This window comes from Piscinibacter gummiphilus (assembly GCF_002116905.1).
GTDB classification, from domain to species: domain Bacteria; phylum Pseudomonadota; class Gammaproteobacteria; order Burkholderiales; family Burkholderiaceae_C; genus Rhizobacter; species Rhizobacter gummiphilus.
On record NZ_CP015118.1, the window covers coordinates 4,224,405 to 4,242,735 of the forward strand.

Annotated in this window: 18 protein-coding genes; 5 read left to right on the forward strand and 13 right to left on the reverse strand. The window is 65.8% G+C overall.

The annotated features are described in order from the left end of the window. Positions 1-6: 6 nt before the first annotated feature. The 11 genes from A4W93_RS19145 to A4W93_RS19175 all read right to left on the reverse strand — a co-directional run bounded on the left by A4W93_RS19145 (position 7) and on the right by A4W93_RS19175 (position 10,903). Positions 7-441: an ankyrin repeat domain-containing protein gene (locus A4W93_RS19145; RefSeq protein WP_085752123.1), complete on the reverse strand. Its 435-nt coding sequence runs from the start codon at positions 439-441 to the stop codon at positions 7-9. 597 nt (positions 442-1,038) lie between these two features. After that, the gene (locus A4W93_RS29750; protein WP_157131702.1) at positions 1,039-1,380 is read right to left on the reverse strand and encodes a hypothetical protein; all 342 of its coding nucleotides are present in this window, start codon (positions 1,378-1,380) and stop codon (positions 1,039-1,041) included. 66 nt (positions 1,381-1,446) lie between these two features. Beyond that, positions 1,447-1,824 (reverse strand): hypothetical protein, encoded by a 378-nt coding sequence (locus A4W93_RS29755; protein ID WP_157131703.1) that lies wholly within the window; start codon positions 1,822-1,824, stop codon positions 1,447-1,449. Between the two features lie 1,602 nt (positions 1,825-3,426). Continuing rightward, positions 3,427-3,795, reverse strand: coding sequence for a hypothetical protein (locus A4W93_RS29765; protein WP_157131705.1), 369 nt, complete (start codon positions 3,793-3,795; stop codon positions 3,427-3,429). 631 nt (positions 3,796-4,426) lie between these two features. Next, positions 4,427-4,777, reverse strand: coding sequence for a YrhB domain-containing protein (locus A4W93_RS30790; RefSeq protein WP_085752124.1), 351 nt, complete (start codon positions 4,775-4,777; stop codon positions 4,427-4,429). A 1,179-nt stretch (positions 4,778-5,956) separates the two neighbouring features. Further along, on the reverse strand, positions 5,957-6,451 hold the full coding sequence (locus tag A4W93_RS29770) for a hypothetical protein (protein ID WP_157131706.1): 495 nt from the start codon (positions 6,449-6,451) through the stop codon (positions 5,957-5,959). 912 nt (positions 6,452-7,363) lie between these two features. Next, positions 7,364-7,669 (reverse strand): hypothetical protein, encoded by a 306-nt coding sequence (locus tag A4W93_RS19155; RefSeq protein ID WP_085752125.1) that lies wholly within the window; start codon positions 7,667-7,669, stop codon positions 7,364-7,366. 55 nt (positions 7,670-7,724) lie between these two features. Further along, positions 7,725-7,964 (reverse strand): RNA-binding S4 domain-containing protein, encoded by a 240-nt coding sequence (locus A4W93_RS19160; protein ID WP_085752126.1) that lies wholly within the window; start codon positions 7,962-7,964, stop codon positions 7,725-7,727. A 2-nt stretch (positions 7,965-7,966) separates the two neighbouring features. Continuing rightward, entirely contained in the window at positions 7,967-8,962 is a 996-nt protein-coding gene (locus A4W93_RS19165) for an LLM class flavin-dependent oxidoreductase (RefSeq protein WP_085752127.1), read from the reverse strand. Further along, a complete protein-coding gene (gene fghA, locus A4W93_RS19170; RefSeq protein ID WP_085752128.1) occupies positions 8,959-9,795 on the reverse strand; it encodes an S-formylglutathione hydrolase in 837 nt (278 codons plus the stop codon). Before fghA ends, A4W93_RS19165 begins: the two co-directional genes overlap by 4 nt. 1 nt (position 9,796) lies before the next feature. Then, a complete protein-coding gene (locus A4W93_RS19175; RefSeq protein ID WP_085752129.1) occupies positions 9,797-10,903 on the reverse strand; it encodes an S-(hydroxymethyl)glutathione dehydrogenase/class III alcohol dehydrogenase in 1,107 nt (368 codons plus the stop codon). A 289-nt stretch (positions 10,904-11,192) separates the two neighbouring features. Here A4W93_RS19175 and A4W93_RS19180 point away from each other — a divergent pair, with 289 nt between their 5' ends. Continuing rightward, on the forward strand, positions 11,193-11,408 hold the full coding sequence (locus A4W93_RS19180) for a cold-shock protein (RefSeq protein ID WP_085752130.1): 216 nt from the start codon (positions 11,193-11,195) through the stop codon (positions 11,406-11,408). A 68-nt stretch (positions 11,409-11,476) separates the two neighbouring features. Here A4W93_RS19180 and A4W93_RS19185 read toward each other — a convergent pair whose 3' ends face one another. Then, positions 11,477-12,091: a lipocalin family protein gene (locus A4W93_RS19185; protein ID WP_085752131.1), complete on the reverse strand. Its 615-nt coding sequence runs from the start codon at positions 12,089-12,091 to the stop codon at positions 11,477-11,479. 177 nt (positions 12,092-12,268) lie between these two features. Here A4W93_RS19185 and A4W93_RS19190 point away from each other — a divergent pair, with 177 nt between their 5' ends. Together A4W93_RS19190 and A4W93_RS19195 are read left to right on the forward strand one after the other, a co-directional pair. Next, a complete protein-coding gene (locus tag A4W93_RS19190) occupies positions 12,269-13,300 on the forward strand; it encodes an NADP-dependent oxidoreductase (RefSeq protein ID WP_085752132.1) in 1,032 nt (343 codons plus the stop codon). Between the two features lie 184 nt (positions 13,301-13,484). Then, entirely contained in the window at positions 13,485-16,574 is a 3,090-nt protein-coding gene (locus A4W93_RS19195; RefSeq protein ID WP_169726563.1) for a PAS domain-containing protein, read from the forward strand. Here the strand turns inward: A4W93_RS19195 and A4W93_RS19200 are convergent. Continuing rightward, positions 16,564-16,932: a VOC family protein gene (locus A4W93_RS19200; protein WP_085752134.1), complete on the reverse strand. Its 369-nt coding sequence runs from the start codon at positions 16,930-16,932 to the stop codon at positions 16,564-16,566. The two genes, A4W93_RS19195 and A4W93_RS19200, sit on opposite strands and share 11 nt — an antisense overlap. 75 nt (positions 16,933-17,007) lie before the next feature. On the opposite strand from A4W93_RS19200, the gene A4W93_RS19205 reads away from it, so the two are divergent. Then, positions 17,008-17,832, forward strand: a complete 825-nt coding sequence (locus A4W93_RS19205; RefSeq protein ID WP_085752135.1) for an acyl-CoA thioesterase — start codon at positions 17,008-17,010, stop codon at positions 17,830-17,832. Positions 17,833-17,903: 71 nt separating this feature from the next. Continuing rightward, positions 17,904-18,323 carry a ubiquitin family protein gene (locus tag A4W93_RS19210; RefSeq protein ID WP_085752136.1) on the forward strand — a complete coding sequence of 140 codons (420 nt, stop codon included), beginning with the start codon at positions 17,904-17,906 and terminating at the stop codon, positions 18,321-18,323. Positions 18,324-18,331: the final 8 nt, after the last annotated feature.

Consider the following 18,331-nt stretch of genomic DNA (forward strand, 5'->3'; position numbering starts at 1 on the left):
GAAGGGTTAGGCATCGCGCGCGTAACCCGGTTGAGGCCTTCGCAGTATTGTGACCATGGTTGATGAGTTGTAGCTCTCTGCGAAATCGAGTGCTGTTTCACCTTGATCAGTCTTTTTGCCGAGATCCGCTCCATGCTTGAGTAACCAAAGAACAGCTTCTGTTGGCTCCTCTCCAGGTGTTCCACCCTTCTGGATTGTTGAGTCGATAGAGTGATCGACGGCAGCGTGAAGGGCGGTCCATCCATCTTTGTAAGAGCGATTGACCTCCGCTCCATGAGCAGCCAGCAGCTCTAAGGCGGAGGTACTTCTGGACATGGCTGCCACCATCAAAGGCGACTCCCCGAAGCCATTTGGCTGATTTGGATCTTCTCCGCTGCGGAGGAGACGTGCAGCTAGTTCAAGGTCGCCGCGATCGATTGCGTCGGTAAGCGGTGTTTCCATTGCCGATGCCTAACGTACTACTTGAGCGGCGGGACGAAGCTGGCGAAGCCAGCTTTGGCACGTCCGCTCGAAGGACGGGTTAGGCCGCATTGGTCGCCTTGCCTTCTGCAAGCTTGGACAACATTTGCTCCATAGACCAGTTCCGCGTAAGCCAAACGGTAAGCGCCGCTCCAGACAAGTGCCACCAATGCATGCCCCTGTAGCGCCGGTTCTCTTGAAGATGCCGCGCGGCAACTTGCCAAGCAACCAATATTCCGGCCCGTGCGTTTACTCCTGCCGGTGACGCAAGGTACGTGTATGGATTCAGCCGGTAGACCTCGGGCCGCCCAACCCCACGTGAGGCGCGCCAAATTTCCATCTGTTCCACGTCCGTGGCAATACGATCTGGCAGCTGCGGCTTGCCCAGTACTCCGTGAAGCCCAATGCCATATAGCAGCCAAGGGCTGAACACGATGATCATACTGACCACCAGCGCCCCCAAAATGAACGCACGCCGCAGAGCGAGTGAGTTGCGCATGTCTTCCAGCCTAACGTTTGACTTGAGCGGCGGGACGAAGCTGGCGAAGCCAGCTTTGGCGCGTCCGCTCGAAGGACGGGTTAGGCACTATCGCCTCCCCCGACATCAAGGAAGCCACACTCGCGAAACGCTTGCATGTTGGCCAACCAGGATTTGTATTGCGGGCTGGCAAACTCGACGTCGCCTTCGCCATTCTTGGGAGGCGACGGCTCATTGCCCGCCAGGAAGCCTTCAACCCACGCCGCGGTTTCTGGTGAGCATTCCTCGATCTCGTTCTTAGAGAAGAAGAACGAACGCTGCTTCAGCAAACACCAGCCAAGCATACGGCCTGGAAATGTGTGCGGGTTGCCGACAACGAAGTGCGTGCCGCTACAGCCTTGATGCGTGAACCAAAGACGCTCGTTGTATTCCTGTGTTGCCATGGGGCCTAACGTTTGACATGAGCTGCATGACCCGGCTTGCCGGGGCATGTCAGCTCGATGGAAGGGTTAGAGCGCATTTTCAGTGCCCGTGGGATTGATGGCCACCGGGATATGAGAAAAGCCGATAGCCAACGAAATGTAGTAGCGATGAAAGCCGTGATAGAGCTTGAATCTGCGAGCGGCTAGGGACGCTGTCTGTTCGTAAACGTTCACTGGATACAGTGGCTTTTTCTCGAAAATCTCTAGGAGGATGGCGTTCGCACGCGCAGCAACGATGCCTGGCAAGCCAGGCGCCCGCTCGAATGGCTCGACTTCATCGATAGGAACGACTGCCAAAGGGAACAGGCTCTGATCCACGTGAGAGAAGGCGAGGTCGGCTGGTAGGTCGTAGTTCCGCCGGAATGCGGTGACAAGCGCCTGAGCATCGGATAGCGCGATGTGCATTGATGCGCCCTAACGTTGGAGTTGAGCGGCGGGACGCAGTGGGCGAAGCCCACTGTGGCACGTCCGCTCGAATGACGGGTTAGACCGGTGGTTTGCAGCACAAGGCCCAGACGACGCAGACCATGCGCACCGCGGCCGGCGTGACGCCGACTCCTGCTGCTGGATGTGAGAACAAACTTCGACCACGCGACCTCCCCAGGTGCTGTTTCGTTCTTGCTCAGGCCTCTACTCTACGGCACCGCCCGAACACTCTCCACCGCCCCACGTTCGCAGCGAGCGACCTCACGTGCAGCGCATCACACCGGCCGCCCGCTGACCGCCAAAGGACGGGCAGCCCGCGCCGATGCAGAAACGCAGAGCCTGGCCGCAGCGAGGCCTTTGAACACGACTTCGCGGAGAACCAGACAGACCATGCGCGACCTCAGCTGGCACGCCTGAGCGGGCTGTGGCATTTGGTATTTCGCTGCTCGCACCTCGCTGACCAGACGCGGAACACGCCGGTTCACCGCATCGACAAGCACACGAGCGACGGCATGGCACGGCCCCACTGGCTCGCGGGCTCTAACGTACTACTTGAGCGGCGGGACGAAGCTGGCGAAGCCAGCTTTGGCGCGTCCGCTCGAAGGACGGGTTAGACCGGTGGTTTGCAGCACAAGACCCAGCCGACGCCGACCATGCGCGCAGCAGCCGGCATGACGCCGATGCCTGCGGCTGGATGTGAGAACAACCTTCGATCACGCGACCTCCCCAGGTGCTGTTTCGTTCTTGCTTAGGCCCCTACTCTACGGCACGGCCCGAACACTCTCCAACGCTCCACGTTTGCAGCGAGCGTCCGCACGTGCAGCGCTTCACGCCGGCCGCCCGCTGACCGCCGAAGGACGGGCAGCCCACGCCGATGCAAGCATGTGGAGCCTGCCCGACGCGAGGCCTTTGAACTCGGCCCGTCCCACTTCGACACCGCCACAACGAAGCCACTGATCTTGCCCTTCTAGCGAGCGCCACTGACAGCGCAGTGCGCATCTGAAAGCACACGGGCGCCGGCATGACTCGGCCCCACTGGCTTGTGGGCTCTAACGTTTGACATGAGCTGCATGCCCCGGCTCGCCGGGGCATGTCAGCTCGATGGAAGGGTTAGGCGCCACTGCAAGCTGCCTATCGGATGGAAATTGACTTTTCTTCGCGAATTAGGTCTAGCGTGAAGCTCTCTTCTTGCTTAGAACTTGGCTCGATGACGCGCCAACGCAGCCAAAAGCCACCGGCTCCGCTATTGAATTTAATCTTTCGAACTTCTCCAGCGGAAAGGGGAAGCACTTGTTGCTGGATGAGCAGGTCTGGTGTGAAAGCTTTTGGTCGCGTGCCATCGAAGCCGTGCGAGTGGAACTGGCCAATTTCAACTACGACCGGATTAGCCGTTTGGTTGGCTACGAGTACCTCGAACTCCACAACGCATCCCCCAAGGCAACTCAGACACAAGGTGAGAAGAGAACCAAGTAGTGTGCGGCGATTCATCTCGTGGCGCCTAACGTTTGACATGAGCGGCGGCGCCAAAGTGGCGAAGCCGCTTTGGAGACGTCCGCTCGATGGATGGGTTAGGCCGCCGACTCACAGTTCGTGCTGCTGCCATTGAGGCAGGAATTCTTCAATGACTGTTTTTGCGGGAACTTCCAGCGACCTCAGCGCTTTGCGTAGGAACTGGAGACCTGCCTTTCTGTCTTTGATGTAGACGTCGAGCCCGCAGTACAAGATCTCGTTTCCGTTGCCCATTTGTTCGCCACCGCCTGCGACTTCTCCTAGCCCAGCACCCTTGAGTGCTGCATCAAGAGGCTCCTCGAAACGATTCTCGCGCTCGAGCGGATTGATGTCTCCTGGGATGCGAACATAAAAGAGAGTCTCTCCAGTCCTCTGCGCGTCAACTGCCATTTCGGTCAGAAAAGCGATTCGGCTTGACATGGCGCTCGACTGACTACTCATGTGTTCGCTCCTCTACGGCCTAACGTTTGACATGAGCGGCGGGACGCGGTGGGCGCAGCCCGTCGTGGCACGTCCGCTCGGTGGATGGGTTAGGCGCCATTGTGTGCATTCATTTTCTCCTAGCAATTTTCTAGTGCCTGCCTAGGGAACGTGCATTGGCTTCGGACTGAATCCAGGTTACGTGGTGAGCCGCAAGACCGAATGCAGCGAGAACTTCCTCGATGGCACTCGCAACTTCTCGAGCTGCCAGATCGGCGTATTCGAGCAGCACAGTAGCTCCTTTTTCCCCGAGATGCTCGCGTGCGTGCTCTAGTTCTTGGACTAAGACTACGAAGCCGGATGGAAGGCGGCACGCGAAGCCATGGGCTTGACCAAGGCCGTCTTCACTCCAGGATTGAAGGGGGATTCCAAATGCCTGCGCGAGCTCGGATGCCGAGACGCTCAGCGAGAGAAGCGGAAGCTCAGGAGAGCTCCATTGATGCTCGGTGACAGCGACGGGCGTATTCATAGCACCTAACGTTTGACATGAGCGGCGGGACGCGGCGGGCGAAGCCCGCCGCGGCACGTCCGCTCGATGGAAGGGTTAGGCGCTCGGCACAGAAAAGCCGACGATTCGCCGTGGGTCGAACGACTATTCAACGTCCCAATCTGGAAGCTCAGGGCGCATGCCGAGTCTTGCTGGGGGAATTGTCTTCTCATACTCAGAGAACCAATCGGCGCTCCTGGGGCCAGGGCAATAGACCTCTCCGTTGACTCGATCGACAAATATTGGGGCATTTCCAACAAGAGCCTCCTCGTCTCGGGATCGATCGGCCAGGTAAGTCTTGCTGTTCCAGCAGAACAACCATCCGTATGGCTTGACTTTCGTTCGCTCTCGGTCGAGGGTGCCACTGCCATCCGAGACGATATCGACCCATGCCTCGGCGATCTTTCGTGCTTGAACAAAGGTGACCATATGGTTGGAGCGCCTAACGTTTGACATGAGCGGCGGGACGCGGTGGGCGAAGCCCGCCGTGGCACGTCCGCTCGATGGATGGGTTAGGCCTCATTGCTCGACCTGGCAGTGCCAGTACGTCGCAGCGAAGACCACAAGCCCATGACAGCGTAAAACAAAAGGATCGCAACTCCTGAAATTCCCACGATAGCGGGCCCCGTCGCATGGAACCGATCCACTGTGAGAGACAGACCAACGGGAGCGGCTGCAACGACGCCCAGCAGTGCTTGTGAAAGCAGTTTCAACGGAGCGCCTCCCAATGCCCAGCAGCGAACTAGTTCGGCAAGCAGAATCATTGCGACAACAGCTGCAGCAAACATCATGGCGAGGACTAGGAGAACACCTGGATCCATGTTGGGCAAGTACCCGCTTGCGGCGTTGGCGACCCTGCTCGCATCAACTGCGGCGTCAACCGGCGCGACAGCCCCCGCCCACACGCCGACGAGTGTGGCCGCGATCCGCGACGCGCTCGCGGCCGCAGAACGAATCATCTCGGCAGTAGAAGCGATGTAGGCCACCCGCTGCGCCTAACGTACTACTTGAGCGGCGGGACGAAGCTGGCGAAGCCAGCTTTGGCTCGTCCGCTCGAAGGACGGGTTAGACCGGTTTGCAGCACAAGACCCAGACAACGCAGACCATGCGCGCCGCCGCCGGCATGACGCCGATGCATGCTGCTGGATGTGAGAACAACCTTCGACCACGCGACCTCCCCAGGTGCTGTTTCGTTCTTGCTCAGGCCCCTACTCTACGGCACGGCCCGAACACGCTCCACCACTCCACGTTTGCAGCGAGCGCCCGCACGTGCAGCGCATCACACCGGCCGCCCGCTGACCGCCGAAGGACGGGCAGCCCGCGCCAATGCAGGAACGCAGAGCCTGGCCGCAGCGAGGCCTTTGAACACGACTTCACGGAGCACCACGCAGACCATGCGCGACCTCAGCTGGCACGCCTGAGCGGGCTGTGGCATTTGGTATTTCGCTGCTCGCACCTCGCTGACCAGACGCGGAACACGCCGGTTCACCGCATCGACAAGCACACGAGCGCCGGCAGGAGGCAGCGCACTGGTTCGCGGGCTCTAACGTTTGACATGAGCGGCGACGCAAAGCCGAAGGCTTTGGGGCGTCCGCTCGATGGAGGGGTTAGGCTTTACTTTGCTCTTCCGTGCCATCAACTGCCTCGTTGGAAAACTTGCCCGTTTGACAAAGCAAGGCAGACATAGAAGTCAAGGGCCGGGTCGGCACAGAGTTGCCCCTCTGTGAGATCGATGGGAACAGGAAGCGATTGGCTCACTCTGTGCCTTCTGACAATCTCGTCGTGGCGGCGGCTTGCGTAGTCGCGAAAATCTTCGGGGCTGCCATGAAGCGCGAGCGCCTGATAGTAGGCGGACACAACTTGGAATGCCGCTTCGCCAACAAGAATGAATTTACTTCCAACCCTCACTGACTTATCGGGGAACTGCTGCTGAACACCTGTACGCCTCACATTGAGATCATTGCGTTCTTCTGGCCCACAGTGGTACAGCGCGAAGTAGTATCGCTCGAAGGCAGCATCGGACCCATCGAGAGCTTGTTCAAGCGCGACTGTTGACGCGAAGACAAGGCTCTTGGGCACCTCGTCCGACTTGGGCGATGCGGATTTCCGGCTGAAGAGATTCTCGAACATAGCGCGATGACTGTTTGCGGGGCCTAACGTTGTACTTGAGCGGCGGGACGAAGCTGGCGAAGCCAGCTTTGGCACGTCCGCTCGAAGGACGGGTTAGACCGGTGGTTTGCAGCACAAGGCCCAGACGACGCAGACCATGCGCACCGCGGCTGGCATGACGCCGATGCCTGCTGCTGGATGTGAGAACAACCTTCGACCACGCGACCTCCCCAGGTGCTGTTTCGTTCTTGCTCAGGCCCCTACTCTACGACACGGCCCGAACACTCTCCACCGCTCCACCTTTGCACCGAGCGCCCGCACGTGCAGCGCGTCACACCGGCCGCCCGCTGACCGCCGAAGGACGGGCAGCCCGCGCCGATGCAGAAACGCAGAGCCTGGCCGCAGCGAGGCCTTTGAACGCTGCATCGCGAAGCACGGCGCAGACCATGCGCAAAGTTTCCACGCCCCGTTCTAGCGAGCGCGGCTGACAGCGCGGAGCGCCTCTGCCAGCGCACGGGAGCAGGCATGACACGGCCCCACTGTCTCGTGGGCTCTAACGTGAGATAGACATTTTGTTTTCCTTCCGACCGCACCGCCTATTCAGCTCTGCCGTCGCATAAGCCGCCAGCACAAAAGCTCAAAGCGACCGCACGAATCCTACAGCCCCGCCGGACTCGGGAGCACGCGTCGTTCCCCCTAAGTGTTTAGGCGTAGCAACATAGGCTGCCTAAAATTTCTCGGATGGGATCGCGTGACGATCCATGGAGGTTTGCCGCTCGGTCGAGCGGTCCAGCGTGTCGACCGGCGCACTGTCCGGACTCGCTCGCTGCAGCAGAAGGCCCACCTCTTTCACTTGCGCCCCCCCCGGCCCTGCTCGAAGTTCAAGCAACAGACCAGACTCCGTGTGAAACAGATCCCCCGCCGAGGGAGCGTTCAGGCGACCTGGTGACTCACCCACACCACCAGCAACACCGCACCCACGGCGAGTTGCACGCGCAGACCCCAACGCACCACCTGCCGGGCAAGCGGCCGGGCCCGTGCCAGCCGGCCGGCCCCGAATCCCAGGACGGAAACAAGGAGGAAGATCACGGCCCAGGCGAACCATGCCACGCCGATGCCGGTGCAACCGAACCCTTCGCACCGGAGGTGCCAGACGTACGCGGCCGACATCAGGAGCGCTGCCACCAGCAGCGCATGCAGGATGGCCAGCGTGTCGGCGAGAGCGCGGCTCACAGGCATGGGGCGGTCGGCAAGCGCACGCCTCGGGCCCCACCCCGCCCGAAACCCACCGGCGTCAGTCCAGCGGCGCCGGCATCGTCGGCGCATGCACCCGCACGCACGCCCCCGACACGGCCACTTCCTGGCCCGCGCGCACCTTGCAGGTCTTGCGGAGTTCCCGCTCGCCGTCGACCGCGACGAGGCCGTCGGCCACCATGGCCTTGGCGGCACCGCCGCTGCCGGCCATGCCGGTCGCCTTCAGCAGGGCGTCGAGGGGGATGAATTCGCCACGCAGTTCGAAGTCGATGAAGTTCATGATCAGGTCCCGCTCGTCAGGTCAAACTCTCGCGCCAGCAACTCGTAGGAACGGCGGCGCACGGAAGGATTGTGCGCCCAGCAGTTGATGACGAGTTCTTCGAGCTCGAAGTCCTGTGCCAGTTGTCTCAGTTTCTGCGCGACCTGTGGCCCGCTGCCCACGAATCCGCGTTCGCGCATCGGCCCCACGGTGGCCATCTCGGCTTCGGTGAACGGCTGTTCGGCCACCACCGCCGGCGACTGCAGCGGACGCAGCACGCCCCGGCCGCGATCCACCCGCCAGCGTTCGCGGCTCAGCGCGTGGTACTGCGCCTCCGCCTCCGTGTCGGCCGCCAGCGCCCAGACGCACAGCGTGGGTGATGCCTTCGGATGGCGTTCGCTGCCGCGGTACAGCTGGCGGTAGAGGTCGATGGCCTGGCGCGCGCCCTGGCCGTCGGAGAAGAAGTACGCGAAAGCGTAGGGGAGGCCCATGTGAGCGGCCAGCTGTGCGCCGTAGTCGGAACTGCCCAGCACCCACACCTCGGGCGAGAACTCCCCGCGCGGGTGGGCGTCGATGCCCTTGTGGCGCCGGCCGCCCGTCCACGCGATCAGGTCCTGCACCTGGCCGGGGAAATGGTCGGCCGTGCCGAAGGTGTGCGGGTTCAACGCCTGGGCGGTGCGCATGTCGCCGCCGGGAGCACGCCCCACACCCAGGTCGATGCGGCCCGGCGCCAGCGCCTCCAGCACGCGGAACTGCTCGGCCACCTTCAGCGAGGCGTAGTGCGGCAGCATCACGCCGGCGCTGCCGATGCGGATGCGGCTGGTGCGAGCCGCCACCGCGGCCATCAGGATCTCCGGCGCGCTGCCCACGATGGTGGGCAGGCTGTGGTGTTCGCTGAGCCAGAAGCGGTGGTAGCCCAGGCGCTCGCAGGTGACCGCGAGGTCGAGGGTGTCGCGGATGGCCGCGTCTTCCGTCGAGCCCGCGAGGGACACCGACTGGTCGAGCACCGAGAGCTTCATGCCGACAGCTGCTTCGCGTGGTGCGCCATGTGGTCGCCCACCACCGTCTGGATGAAGTAGTAGCCGTGGTCGCAGCCCTCGTGCCGGCGCAGCGTGAGCGGCTGGCCGGCCGCGCGGCAGGCCTCCTCGAACAGGTGCGGGTGCAGCTGCTCGGCGAGGAACTTGTCGGCGAGGCCCTGGTCGACGAGCAATGGCGGCGCCTTGGCGCCCGACTTCACCAGTTCGGTGGCGTCGTGCGCGGCCCACGCCGCGCGGTCGTCGCCCAGGTAGCCCGAGAACGCCTTGTGCCCCCACGGGCACTGCGACGGCGCGGCGATGGGCGCGATGGCCGACACGCTGCGGTACAGGCCCGGGTTCCTGAGCGCGAGCGTGAGCGCGCCGTGCCCGCCCATCGAGTGGCCGAAGAGGCCGGTGCGGGCGGTGTCCGCCGGAAACTCGCGCGCGACGATCGACTGCAGCTCCAGCGTGACGTACGTGGCCATGCGCCAGCGCTGCGCCCACGGCGCCTGCGTGGCGTCGAGGTAGAAGCCCGCACCGTCGCCGAAGTCCCACGCCGCATCGGCGCCCGCCACGCCCGTGCCGCGCGGGCTGGTGTCGGGCGTGACCAGCATCAGGCCGTGGCGTGCCGCGTGTTCCTGCGCGTGCGCCTTGATCGCGAACGTCTCCTCGGTGCACGTGAGGCCCGCGAGGTAGACGAGCACGGGCACGGGGCCTTTCGCCGCCTGCGGCGGCAGGTACACGCCGAACTTCATCGGCAGGCCGATGACCTCGGAGTCGTGCCGGTAGAAGCCCTGCGTGCCGCCGAAGCAGGCGTGTTCGCTCAGGCGCTCCACGTCAGAACTCCACGACGGAGCGGATCGACTCGCCGCGGTGCATCAGGTCGAAGCCCTCGTTGATCTGCTCGAGCTTGAGCTTGTGGGTGATCAGGTCGTCGATGTTGATCTTGCCGTCCATGTACCAGTCGACGATCTTCGGCACGTCGGTGCGGCCGCGCGCGCCGCCGAAGGCCGAACCTTCCCACTTGCGGCCGGTGACGAGCTGGAACGGGCGGGTGCTGATCTCGGCACCAGCTTCGGCCACGCCGATGACGATGCTGCGGCCCCAGCCCTTGTGCGTGCACTCGAGGGCCTGGCGCATCACCTTCGTGTTGCCGATGCACTCGAAGCTGTAGTCGGCGCCGCCGTCGGTCAGCTGCACGATGGCGTCGACGACGTTCTCGGTGTCCTTCGGGTTGATGAAGTGGGTCATGCCGAACTGGCGGGCCATCGCCTCGCGCGCCGGGTTGATGTCCACGCCGATGATCTTGTCGGCGCCCACCATCTTGGCGCCCTGGATCACGTTGAGGCCGATGCCGCCGAGGCCGAACACCACGACGGTGGCGCCCGCCTCCACCTTCGCGGTGAACAGCACGGCCCCGATGCCCGTGGTGACGCCGCAGCCGATGTAGCAGACCTTGTCGAACGGCGCGTCGGACCGGATCTTCGCGAGCGAGATCTCCGGCGCCACGATGTGGTTCGCGAACGTGGACGTGCCCATGTAGTGCAGGATGGGCTTGCCGTCGAGGGAGAAGCGGCTCGTGCCGTCGGGCATCAGGCCCTTGCCCTGCGTGCCGCGGATCAGCTGGCACAGGTTGGTCTTGCGGCTCAGGCAGAACTTGCACTGGCGGCACTCGGGCGTGTAGAGCGGGATCACGTGGTCGCCCTTCTTGAGCGACGTGACACCCGGACCCACGTCCACGACCACGCCGGCGCCTTCATGGCCCAGGATCGCGGGGAACAGGCCTTCGGGGTCCGCGCCGGAGAGCGTGTACGCGTCGGTGTGGCAGATGCCCGTGGCCTTGATCTCCACCAGCACTTCGCCGAAGCGGGGGCCGTCGAGGTCGACGGTTTCGATGGTGAGGGGCTGGCCAGCCTTCCAGGCCACGGCGGCGCGGGTCTTCATGGGGAATTCCTTCGGTTCGGGGGATCGGCGCATTGTGTCAGCGTCGCGCCGATGCTGCAGGCCACGCGTGCGAACTGCGGTTTGTGCGGGGATCGCCCGGACGATGGTGTATGATTCCGCGCACAGGGACCCGCAAGTCGGTTCTGGTGAGTGATTGATGTGATGCCGCCTGGCCCCCCCAGGCGTTTGTTGGTAAATCCCCCCCCGATCCATCCTCTTGAGTGTGACTGCACGCACGGCATGTTGCTGCGCGTGACTTCGTGATTGATTGACAGAAAGACATCGTCCCATGACGACCCAAATCCAAACCGGTACCGTGAAGTGGTTCAACGAGAGCAAGGGCTACGGCTTCATCGCTCAGGACGCCGGCGGCGCCGACCTCTTCGCGCACTTCCGTGACATCGCCGGCTCCGGCTTCAAGACGCTGCTGGAAAACCAGCGCGTCGAGTTCGAAGTGAAGCAAGGCCAGAAGGGCCTGCAGGCCGCGAACATCCGCGTGATCTGATCGCGCGTTCGCCTGGCGAATGAGAAACGCGGCCTCCGGGCCGCGTTTTTTTTCGCCCGGGCGCCGGGTCAAAGCGCCTTCGAGCGGTCCGGCGGTGCCGGGATCGTCGCCGTGGGCGGCGGCACCACCGCGTGCGGCGTGCGCACCAGGCGCTCGACCGGGTAACCCGCGGCCCGCAACTGCTCGATCAGCGAGTCGTACACCGCGGCGTCCATGGACGGTGCCCGGGCCAGGATCCACAGGTACTCGCGGCCGGGCTCGCTGACCACCGAGTAGCGGTACTCGGGATCCAGCAGCACGACCCAGTAGTCGCCCCGCCCCAGCGGGAACCACTGCAGCCAGCTCGGCAGGAAACTCACCTTCAGCTGGGCGCCGGTGTCCACGCCGGGCGCGGGTGTCGCGCGACCTTCGCTGACCTGGTACTTGCCGCTGCTTTCGCGGCAGCGGTTGACCACCCCCACGGACCCGTCCGGATTGGGCGTGTACGTGGCCGTCACGTCGCCGGTGCACCGCTCCTGGAAGCGGTTCGGCAGCCGGGCCAGCTCGTACCAGGTGCCGGCGTAGCGGGCGAGATCCACCTTCGGCACGCTGGTGACCGGCGGCGCCGCGAACACCGCGTTCAGGGCCAGCAGCCCGGCGAGGGTCACGGCACCGGACAGGCGCTGCAGGAAGGTGGTGCTCATGGGGGAAGTCCCGTGTTCTGGTGATGGCTTCGACTATAGAAACGAAGGGTGCCCGGTGGTGTCGGGCGCGCGCGCCACCCGGTGTCGGCGTCCTCTGACATCTGCGCGACACGGCGCCCCCGGTGCCACCGCTACCATCCCGCACCCCTCGTCAGAACCTTTGCCGGAGACCCGCCCATGGCCACCTCGCTGATGAACCACCAGATCCGCCTCGCCGCCCGGCCCACGGGCCTGCCCACCCGCGCCAACTGGCAGGTCACCGACGAACCGGTGCCCGCCCTCGCCGACGGCGACGTGCTGATCAAGGTGCTCGTGCTGTCCCTCGACCCGGCCATGCGCGGCTGGATGAACGAAGGCAAGAGCTACATCCCCCCGGTGGGCATCGGCGAGGTGATGCGCGCCGGCGGCATCGGTGTCGTGATCGACTCGAAGAACCCGGCCTACCAGGTGGGCGACCACGTCACCGGCACCATGGGCGTGCAGACCCACGCCCTCGTGCCCGCGAGCGAGATGCGCCGCAACGGCCTCGCGAAGATCGACGCGAAGGCCGGCTCCCTCACGCAGTGGCTCAACGTGCTGGGCATGCCCGGCATGACCGGCTACTTCGGCCTGATGGACGTGGGCCAGCCGAAGGCGGGCGAGACCCTCGTGGTGTCGGGCGCCGCCGGCGCCGTGGGCCAGACCGTGGGCCAGCTCGCGAAGATCCTCGGCCTGCGCGCCGTGGGCATCGCCGGCGGCAAGGCCAAGTGCGACTGGGTCGTCGACGAACTCGGCTTCGACGCCTGCATCGACTACAAGGCCGGCCCCATCAAGGACGCGCTGCGCCAGGCCTGCCCGAACGGCGTCGACATCTACTTCGACAACGTGGGCGGCGAGATCCTCGACACGGTGCTGACGCGCATCAACCGCAAGGCCCGCATCGTGATCTGCGGTGCCATCAGCCAGTACAACAACACCACGCCGGTCAAGGGCCCGTCGAACTACATGTCGCTGCTCGTGAACCGCGCGCGCATGGAGGGCATCGTCGTGTTCGACTACGCGGACCGCTACCCGCAAGCCATCGCCGAGATGGCGGGCTACCTGCGCGACGGCCGCATGAAGAGCAAGGAGGACGTGGTCGACGGCATCGACACCTTCCCCGAGACCCTGCTGAAGCTCTTCAACGGCGAAAACTTCGGGAAGCTGGTGCTCAAGGTCGCGGACGCCTGAACACGCCCCCCGGGGAGTTGCACACTTGTTCACATTCCCCGGGTCATACAACGACAGAACACCCGTTTCGCGGGGGCTTCCCCGGGGGAACGGGTGAGTCGAAAGGACTAGACTGGCGCGGCGTCACCACTCCACGAACCGCGCCTGTTCAATGGCCTCACCTCGCCTCACTCCGCCTGCGAGCATGGCCCTGCCCGAGGGGGCCGCACTGCTCGATGCGGTGTCCGACCTTCTGGCACTGCTCGACGCCGAAGGCCGCGTGCTGTGGGTCAACCGCAGTTTCGAGCGCATCGGCGGCCGCCCCGCTGCCGACGTGGTGCAACGCCCGTTCGTCTCCCTGCTGCACGCCGAGATGCCGCCGCCGGTCACCAGCGAACCCTGGGACCCGGTGCAGGCCGCGCTCGACGGCGGTGACGCCCTGCCCCCCGACCACCTCGTTCCCTGGACCGACGGCACCGGCGCCCGCCGCTTCGGCACCCTCACGCTGACACCCTTGGCGGGCGGCGCGGGCCTGCCCGAGGCCGCCCGGTGGTACGCGGTCCTGCGCGACACCACCGCGCACCGCGAACTCGACGCCCACGCCACCCACCTCGCCGAGCTGCTCGACACCGCCCAGGACTTCGGCCGCCTGGGCATCTGGGAGCGCGAACTGCCGCTCGGCAAGGGCCGCTGGGACCGCCACATGTACCGTTTCTTCGGCCTCGACCCGGCCGACGGCGTGCCCGACTTCGAGGTGGTGGCCAGCAAGATCCACCCTGACGACCGCCCCGGCCAGCGCTACCGCGCGTCCAGCAACGCGGCCGGCCGCTACTCCAGCCGCTACCGCATCGCCCTGCCCGGCCAGCCGCACCGCCACGTCCACGCCCAGTGGGAAGTCAAGAACGGGCTCGACGGCAGCCCGGCGCTCGTCACCGGCATCATGGTCGACGACACCGAGGTGTACGACCTCGCCGAGTCGTTCAACAAGACCAGCGCCCAGTTGAAGATGGCCGTCGACCTCGGCAACATCGCCATCTGGCGGCACGACCTGCGCAGCAACCGCTTCTTCTACAACGACCGCGCCTTCGAGGTGGTGGGCATCCCGCCGCGCCCCGAGGGGCTCGACGCCGAGGAAGTGCGCGCCCTCATCCATCCGGACGACCTGCCGCAGGTGTTCGCCGCCGCCGAGGCCGCGCTGCACTCCGACCGCCCCGTCGACATGGAGGCGCGCTACCGGCGCTCCGACGGCAGCTGGCGCTACGTGCTCACGCGCCGCATGCTGCGCCGCGACGAACACGGCGACCCGGTCGAGTTCGTGGGCGTGGCGCTCGACGTGAGCGAGCAGGTCGAGAAGAACCGGCACGCGAGCGAGATGGCCAAGCGCCTGGAAATCGCCGCGTCGGCCTCGGGCATGGGCGTGTGGAGCCGCGACCCCGTCACCCGGCGCGCCGAGTGGAACTCGCAGATGTACGAGATCGTCGGGCGCTCGCCGGCCCAGGGCCTGCCCTCGCGCCACGAATGGGTCGAGGAGATCATCCACCCCGACGACCGGGTGCTGATGCGCAACGCCCACGCCGAGATGCTGGCGTCCAACGGCACCACCATCGAGCACCAGTACCGCATCCGCCGCCCCGATGGCGAGGTGCGCTGGCTCGTCAACCGCGCGCGCCACGAGGTGCGCGACGGCCACTCGATGCTCTTCGGCATCACGATGGACATCACGCAGCGCGTCGAGACCGAGACCGCGCTGCGCCAGGCCAACGAACGCATCGCCCTCGCGGCCCACGGCGCCGGCATCGGCACCTGGGAGCGCGACGTGCGCACCGACGCGGTCCAGTGGGACGCCCAGATGTTCCTGCTGCGCGGCCTCGACCCCGACGCGGGCGCCGACGTGGACCGCCTGCGCATCGAGCTGTGCCACCCCGACGACCTGCCGCGCATCCTCGAGGTCAACGAGACCTCCGTGCGCGACCACCGCATGTGCACCTACGAGTTCCGCGTGCGCCTGCCCGACGGCAACTGGCGGTGGCTCGCCTCGCGTTCGGTGCCCGTCTACGACGCCCACGGCGAGGCCGTGCGCCAGATCGGCGTGAACTGGGACATCCACGAACGCGTGATGGCCGAAGCCGAACGCCAGGACAAGCTCGTCGCCCAGCGCGAGAGCGAGGCCAAGTCGCAGTTCCTCGCGCGCATGAGCCACGAGCTGCGCACGCCGCTCAACGCCGTGCTCGGCTTCGCGCAGCTGCTGCAGCTGGGCGCGGGGCTCGATGCCGAGCAGCGCGAAAAGCTCGAGCACATCCACTCGGCCGGCGAACACCTGCTGTCCCTCATCAACGACGTGCTCGACCTGTCGAGCCTCGAGCAGGGCCAGCTGCGCGTGGACCTGCAGGCCGTGCCGCTGCACGACGTGCTGCAGGAATCGCTGCCCCTGGTGGACTCGCTGGCGATGCGCCACGGCGTGACCATCGCGCTCGGCTCGCTGCCTGGCGTCGCGTTCGGCGACCGCACCCGCATCCGGCAGGTCGTCATCAACCTGCTCACCAACGGCATCAAGTACAACCGCCGCAGCGGCGGCCGCGCCAGCGTGCGCTCCGAAGTGGGCGACACGCAGGTCACGCTGCACGTGAGCGACACCGGCCGCGGCATGACGCGGCAGCAGCTCGGGCAGCTCTTCGAGCCGTTCAACCGCCTGGGCGTCGAGCGCGAGGGCATCGAGGGCACCGGCATCGGCCTGGCCGTCGTGAAGGCGCTCGTCGAGCGCATGGGCGGATCCATCTCGGTGGAGAGCGAACCCGGCACCGGGTCCACCTTCACGGTGAGGCTGCCCCGGTTCAAGGAGATGCCGCCGGTGAAGGCCAGCGACCTCCCCGCCGCCGCCGCCACCGCGCCGGCCGGCCCGCGCCGCGCCGGGCAGTTGCTCTACATCGAGGACAACCCGATCAACCAGATCCTGGTCGAGGAACTGGTGCGCGGCCACGCGGGCCTCGCCATCGAGTCCAGCTCGAACGGCATGGCGGGCGTGCGCCGCGCGGCCGAGCTGCGCCCCGACCTGATCCTGATCGACATCCAGCTCCCCGACATCGACGGCTTCGAGGTGATGCGGCGCCTGCGCGAACAGCCGGCCACGGCCAACATCCCGTGCATCGCGCTGTCGGCCAACGCCATGCCGGAAGACATCGCGCGGGCATTGGCCGCGGGGTTCGAGGACTACTGGACCAAGCCCATCGCGTTCACCAACTTCCTGTCGGCGCTGGAGCGCCTGTTCCCCGAGGGCCTGGCGGCGGTCACGCGCTGATCTCCTGGGCCACGCGCCACAGCACGCCGGTGGGGTCCACCAGCGGGAAGTCGCGCAGGCCCCAGGGCTGGTCCTGCGGCGGGTCCACGCGCACCCCGAAACGTTCGACCACGCCGGACGCCATCACGTTCGCGTACCAGTCGTCCACGTTCTCCACGATGAGGTGCATCATGAAGTTGTGCGCGTGTTGCTCCACGAAGAACTCCTGCAGCAGGAACGCGGTGGACCCGAAGCGCACGAAGGCCATCGCGTCCGACATCCGGTCCACCTCGAAGCCGAGGGCACTGTAGAAGTCGGAGGACTGCGTCAGGTCGCGCGCGGGCACGTAGGCCTTCATTTCGAGGGTCTGCAAGTTCATGGCGGCTCCGGTGAAGAGGACGTGGCATTGTCGCGCCGCGAGGATAATGGACGCCCGTTCACCGCGTTGCCCGCCATGTCCGACCTCACCTCCTTCGCCGCCCTCCTCGCCGCCCGCACCCACGAGGCCGGCAGCGCCAGCGTCACCTTCACGATCCCCGAGGACTGGCAGCAGGGCCGCACCACGTTCGGCGGCCTGATCGCCACGCTCGCGGTGCAGGCCATGCGCGACGTGGCCGGTGGGGCGTGGGACGCCGGCGTGAAGCTGCGTGCGCTGCAGGTGAGTTTCATCGGCCCCGTCGACAAGGGCCCCGTGCGCGTGGACGTGCAGGTGCTGCGCGAAGGCAAGAGCGTGCGCCAGGTGCAGGCGCTCGTGGTGCAGGGCGGGCAGACGGCCGCGTTGCTGCTGGGCGTGTTCGGCGCCGCGCGCGAGACCACGGTGCCGGTGATGGCGCCCGAGCGGCCCGCGGTGGCCAGGGCGCCGGACGATTCGCAGCAGCTGCCGTTCATCCCCGGCGTGGCCCCGAACTTCACGCAGCACTTCGACTTCCGCTGGGCCGAAGGCCGCCTGCCGTTCACCGGCGCCGACAGCTGGTCGAGCCGCATGCACCTGCGCCTCAAGAGCGAGCCTGTCGATGCCGAGCTGCTCACCGTCCTGCTCGCCGACACGCCGCCCTCCCCGGTCATCAGCCGCTTCACGCGGCCCACGCCGGCGAGTTCGGTGTCGTGGGAGCTCGAGTTGCGCCCGGTGGCCGACGCCGCGCAGGGCGAAGCCTGGTGGCGCGTGGACACCGACGTGATCGCCGCGGCCGGCGGCTACGTCAACCAGGTGACGAAACTGTGGACGCCGGCGGGTGAACTGGCGTCCATCGGTTACCAGGTGGTGGCCGTGTACGGCTGAGGCCCTACACTCGCGCATCGACACATTCCGAACCCCGCACGCCGACGGGGCTTCCGAGGGAGAACAGGCTCATGCGTCTTGGTAAATGGCTGCTCGGCGTGCTGGTGCTGGGCCTTCTGGTGGCGGCCTATTTCGCCATCGTGATCAACTGGAACTACGCGAGCGGCGAACGCGCCGGCTGGGTCCAGAAGCTCTCGAACAAGGGCTGGCTCTGCAAGACGTGGGAGGGCGAACTCGCCCTGGTCTCGCTGCCGGGCAGCACGCCCGAGAAGTTCCAGTTCACGATCCACGACGACGCCGTGGCGGCCCAGGTCAATGCCGTGATGGGCCAGCGCGTGTCGCTGCACTACGTGCAGAAGGTGGGCCTGCCCACCACCTGCTTCGGCGAGACCCGCCACTACGTGACCGGCGTGCGCGTGCAGGACGAGATCCCGCTGGCGCCGGGCGTGGTGGTGCCGAAGCGGCCGCCCCCCGCCGCCTCGGCGCCCTGAGTCGGCGG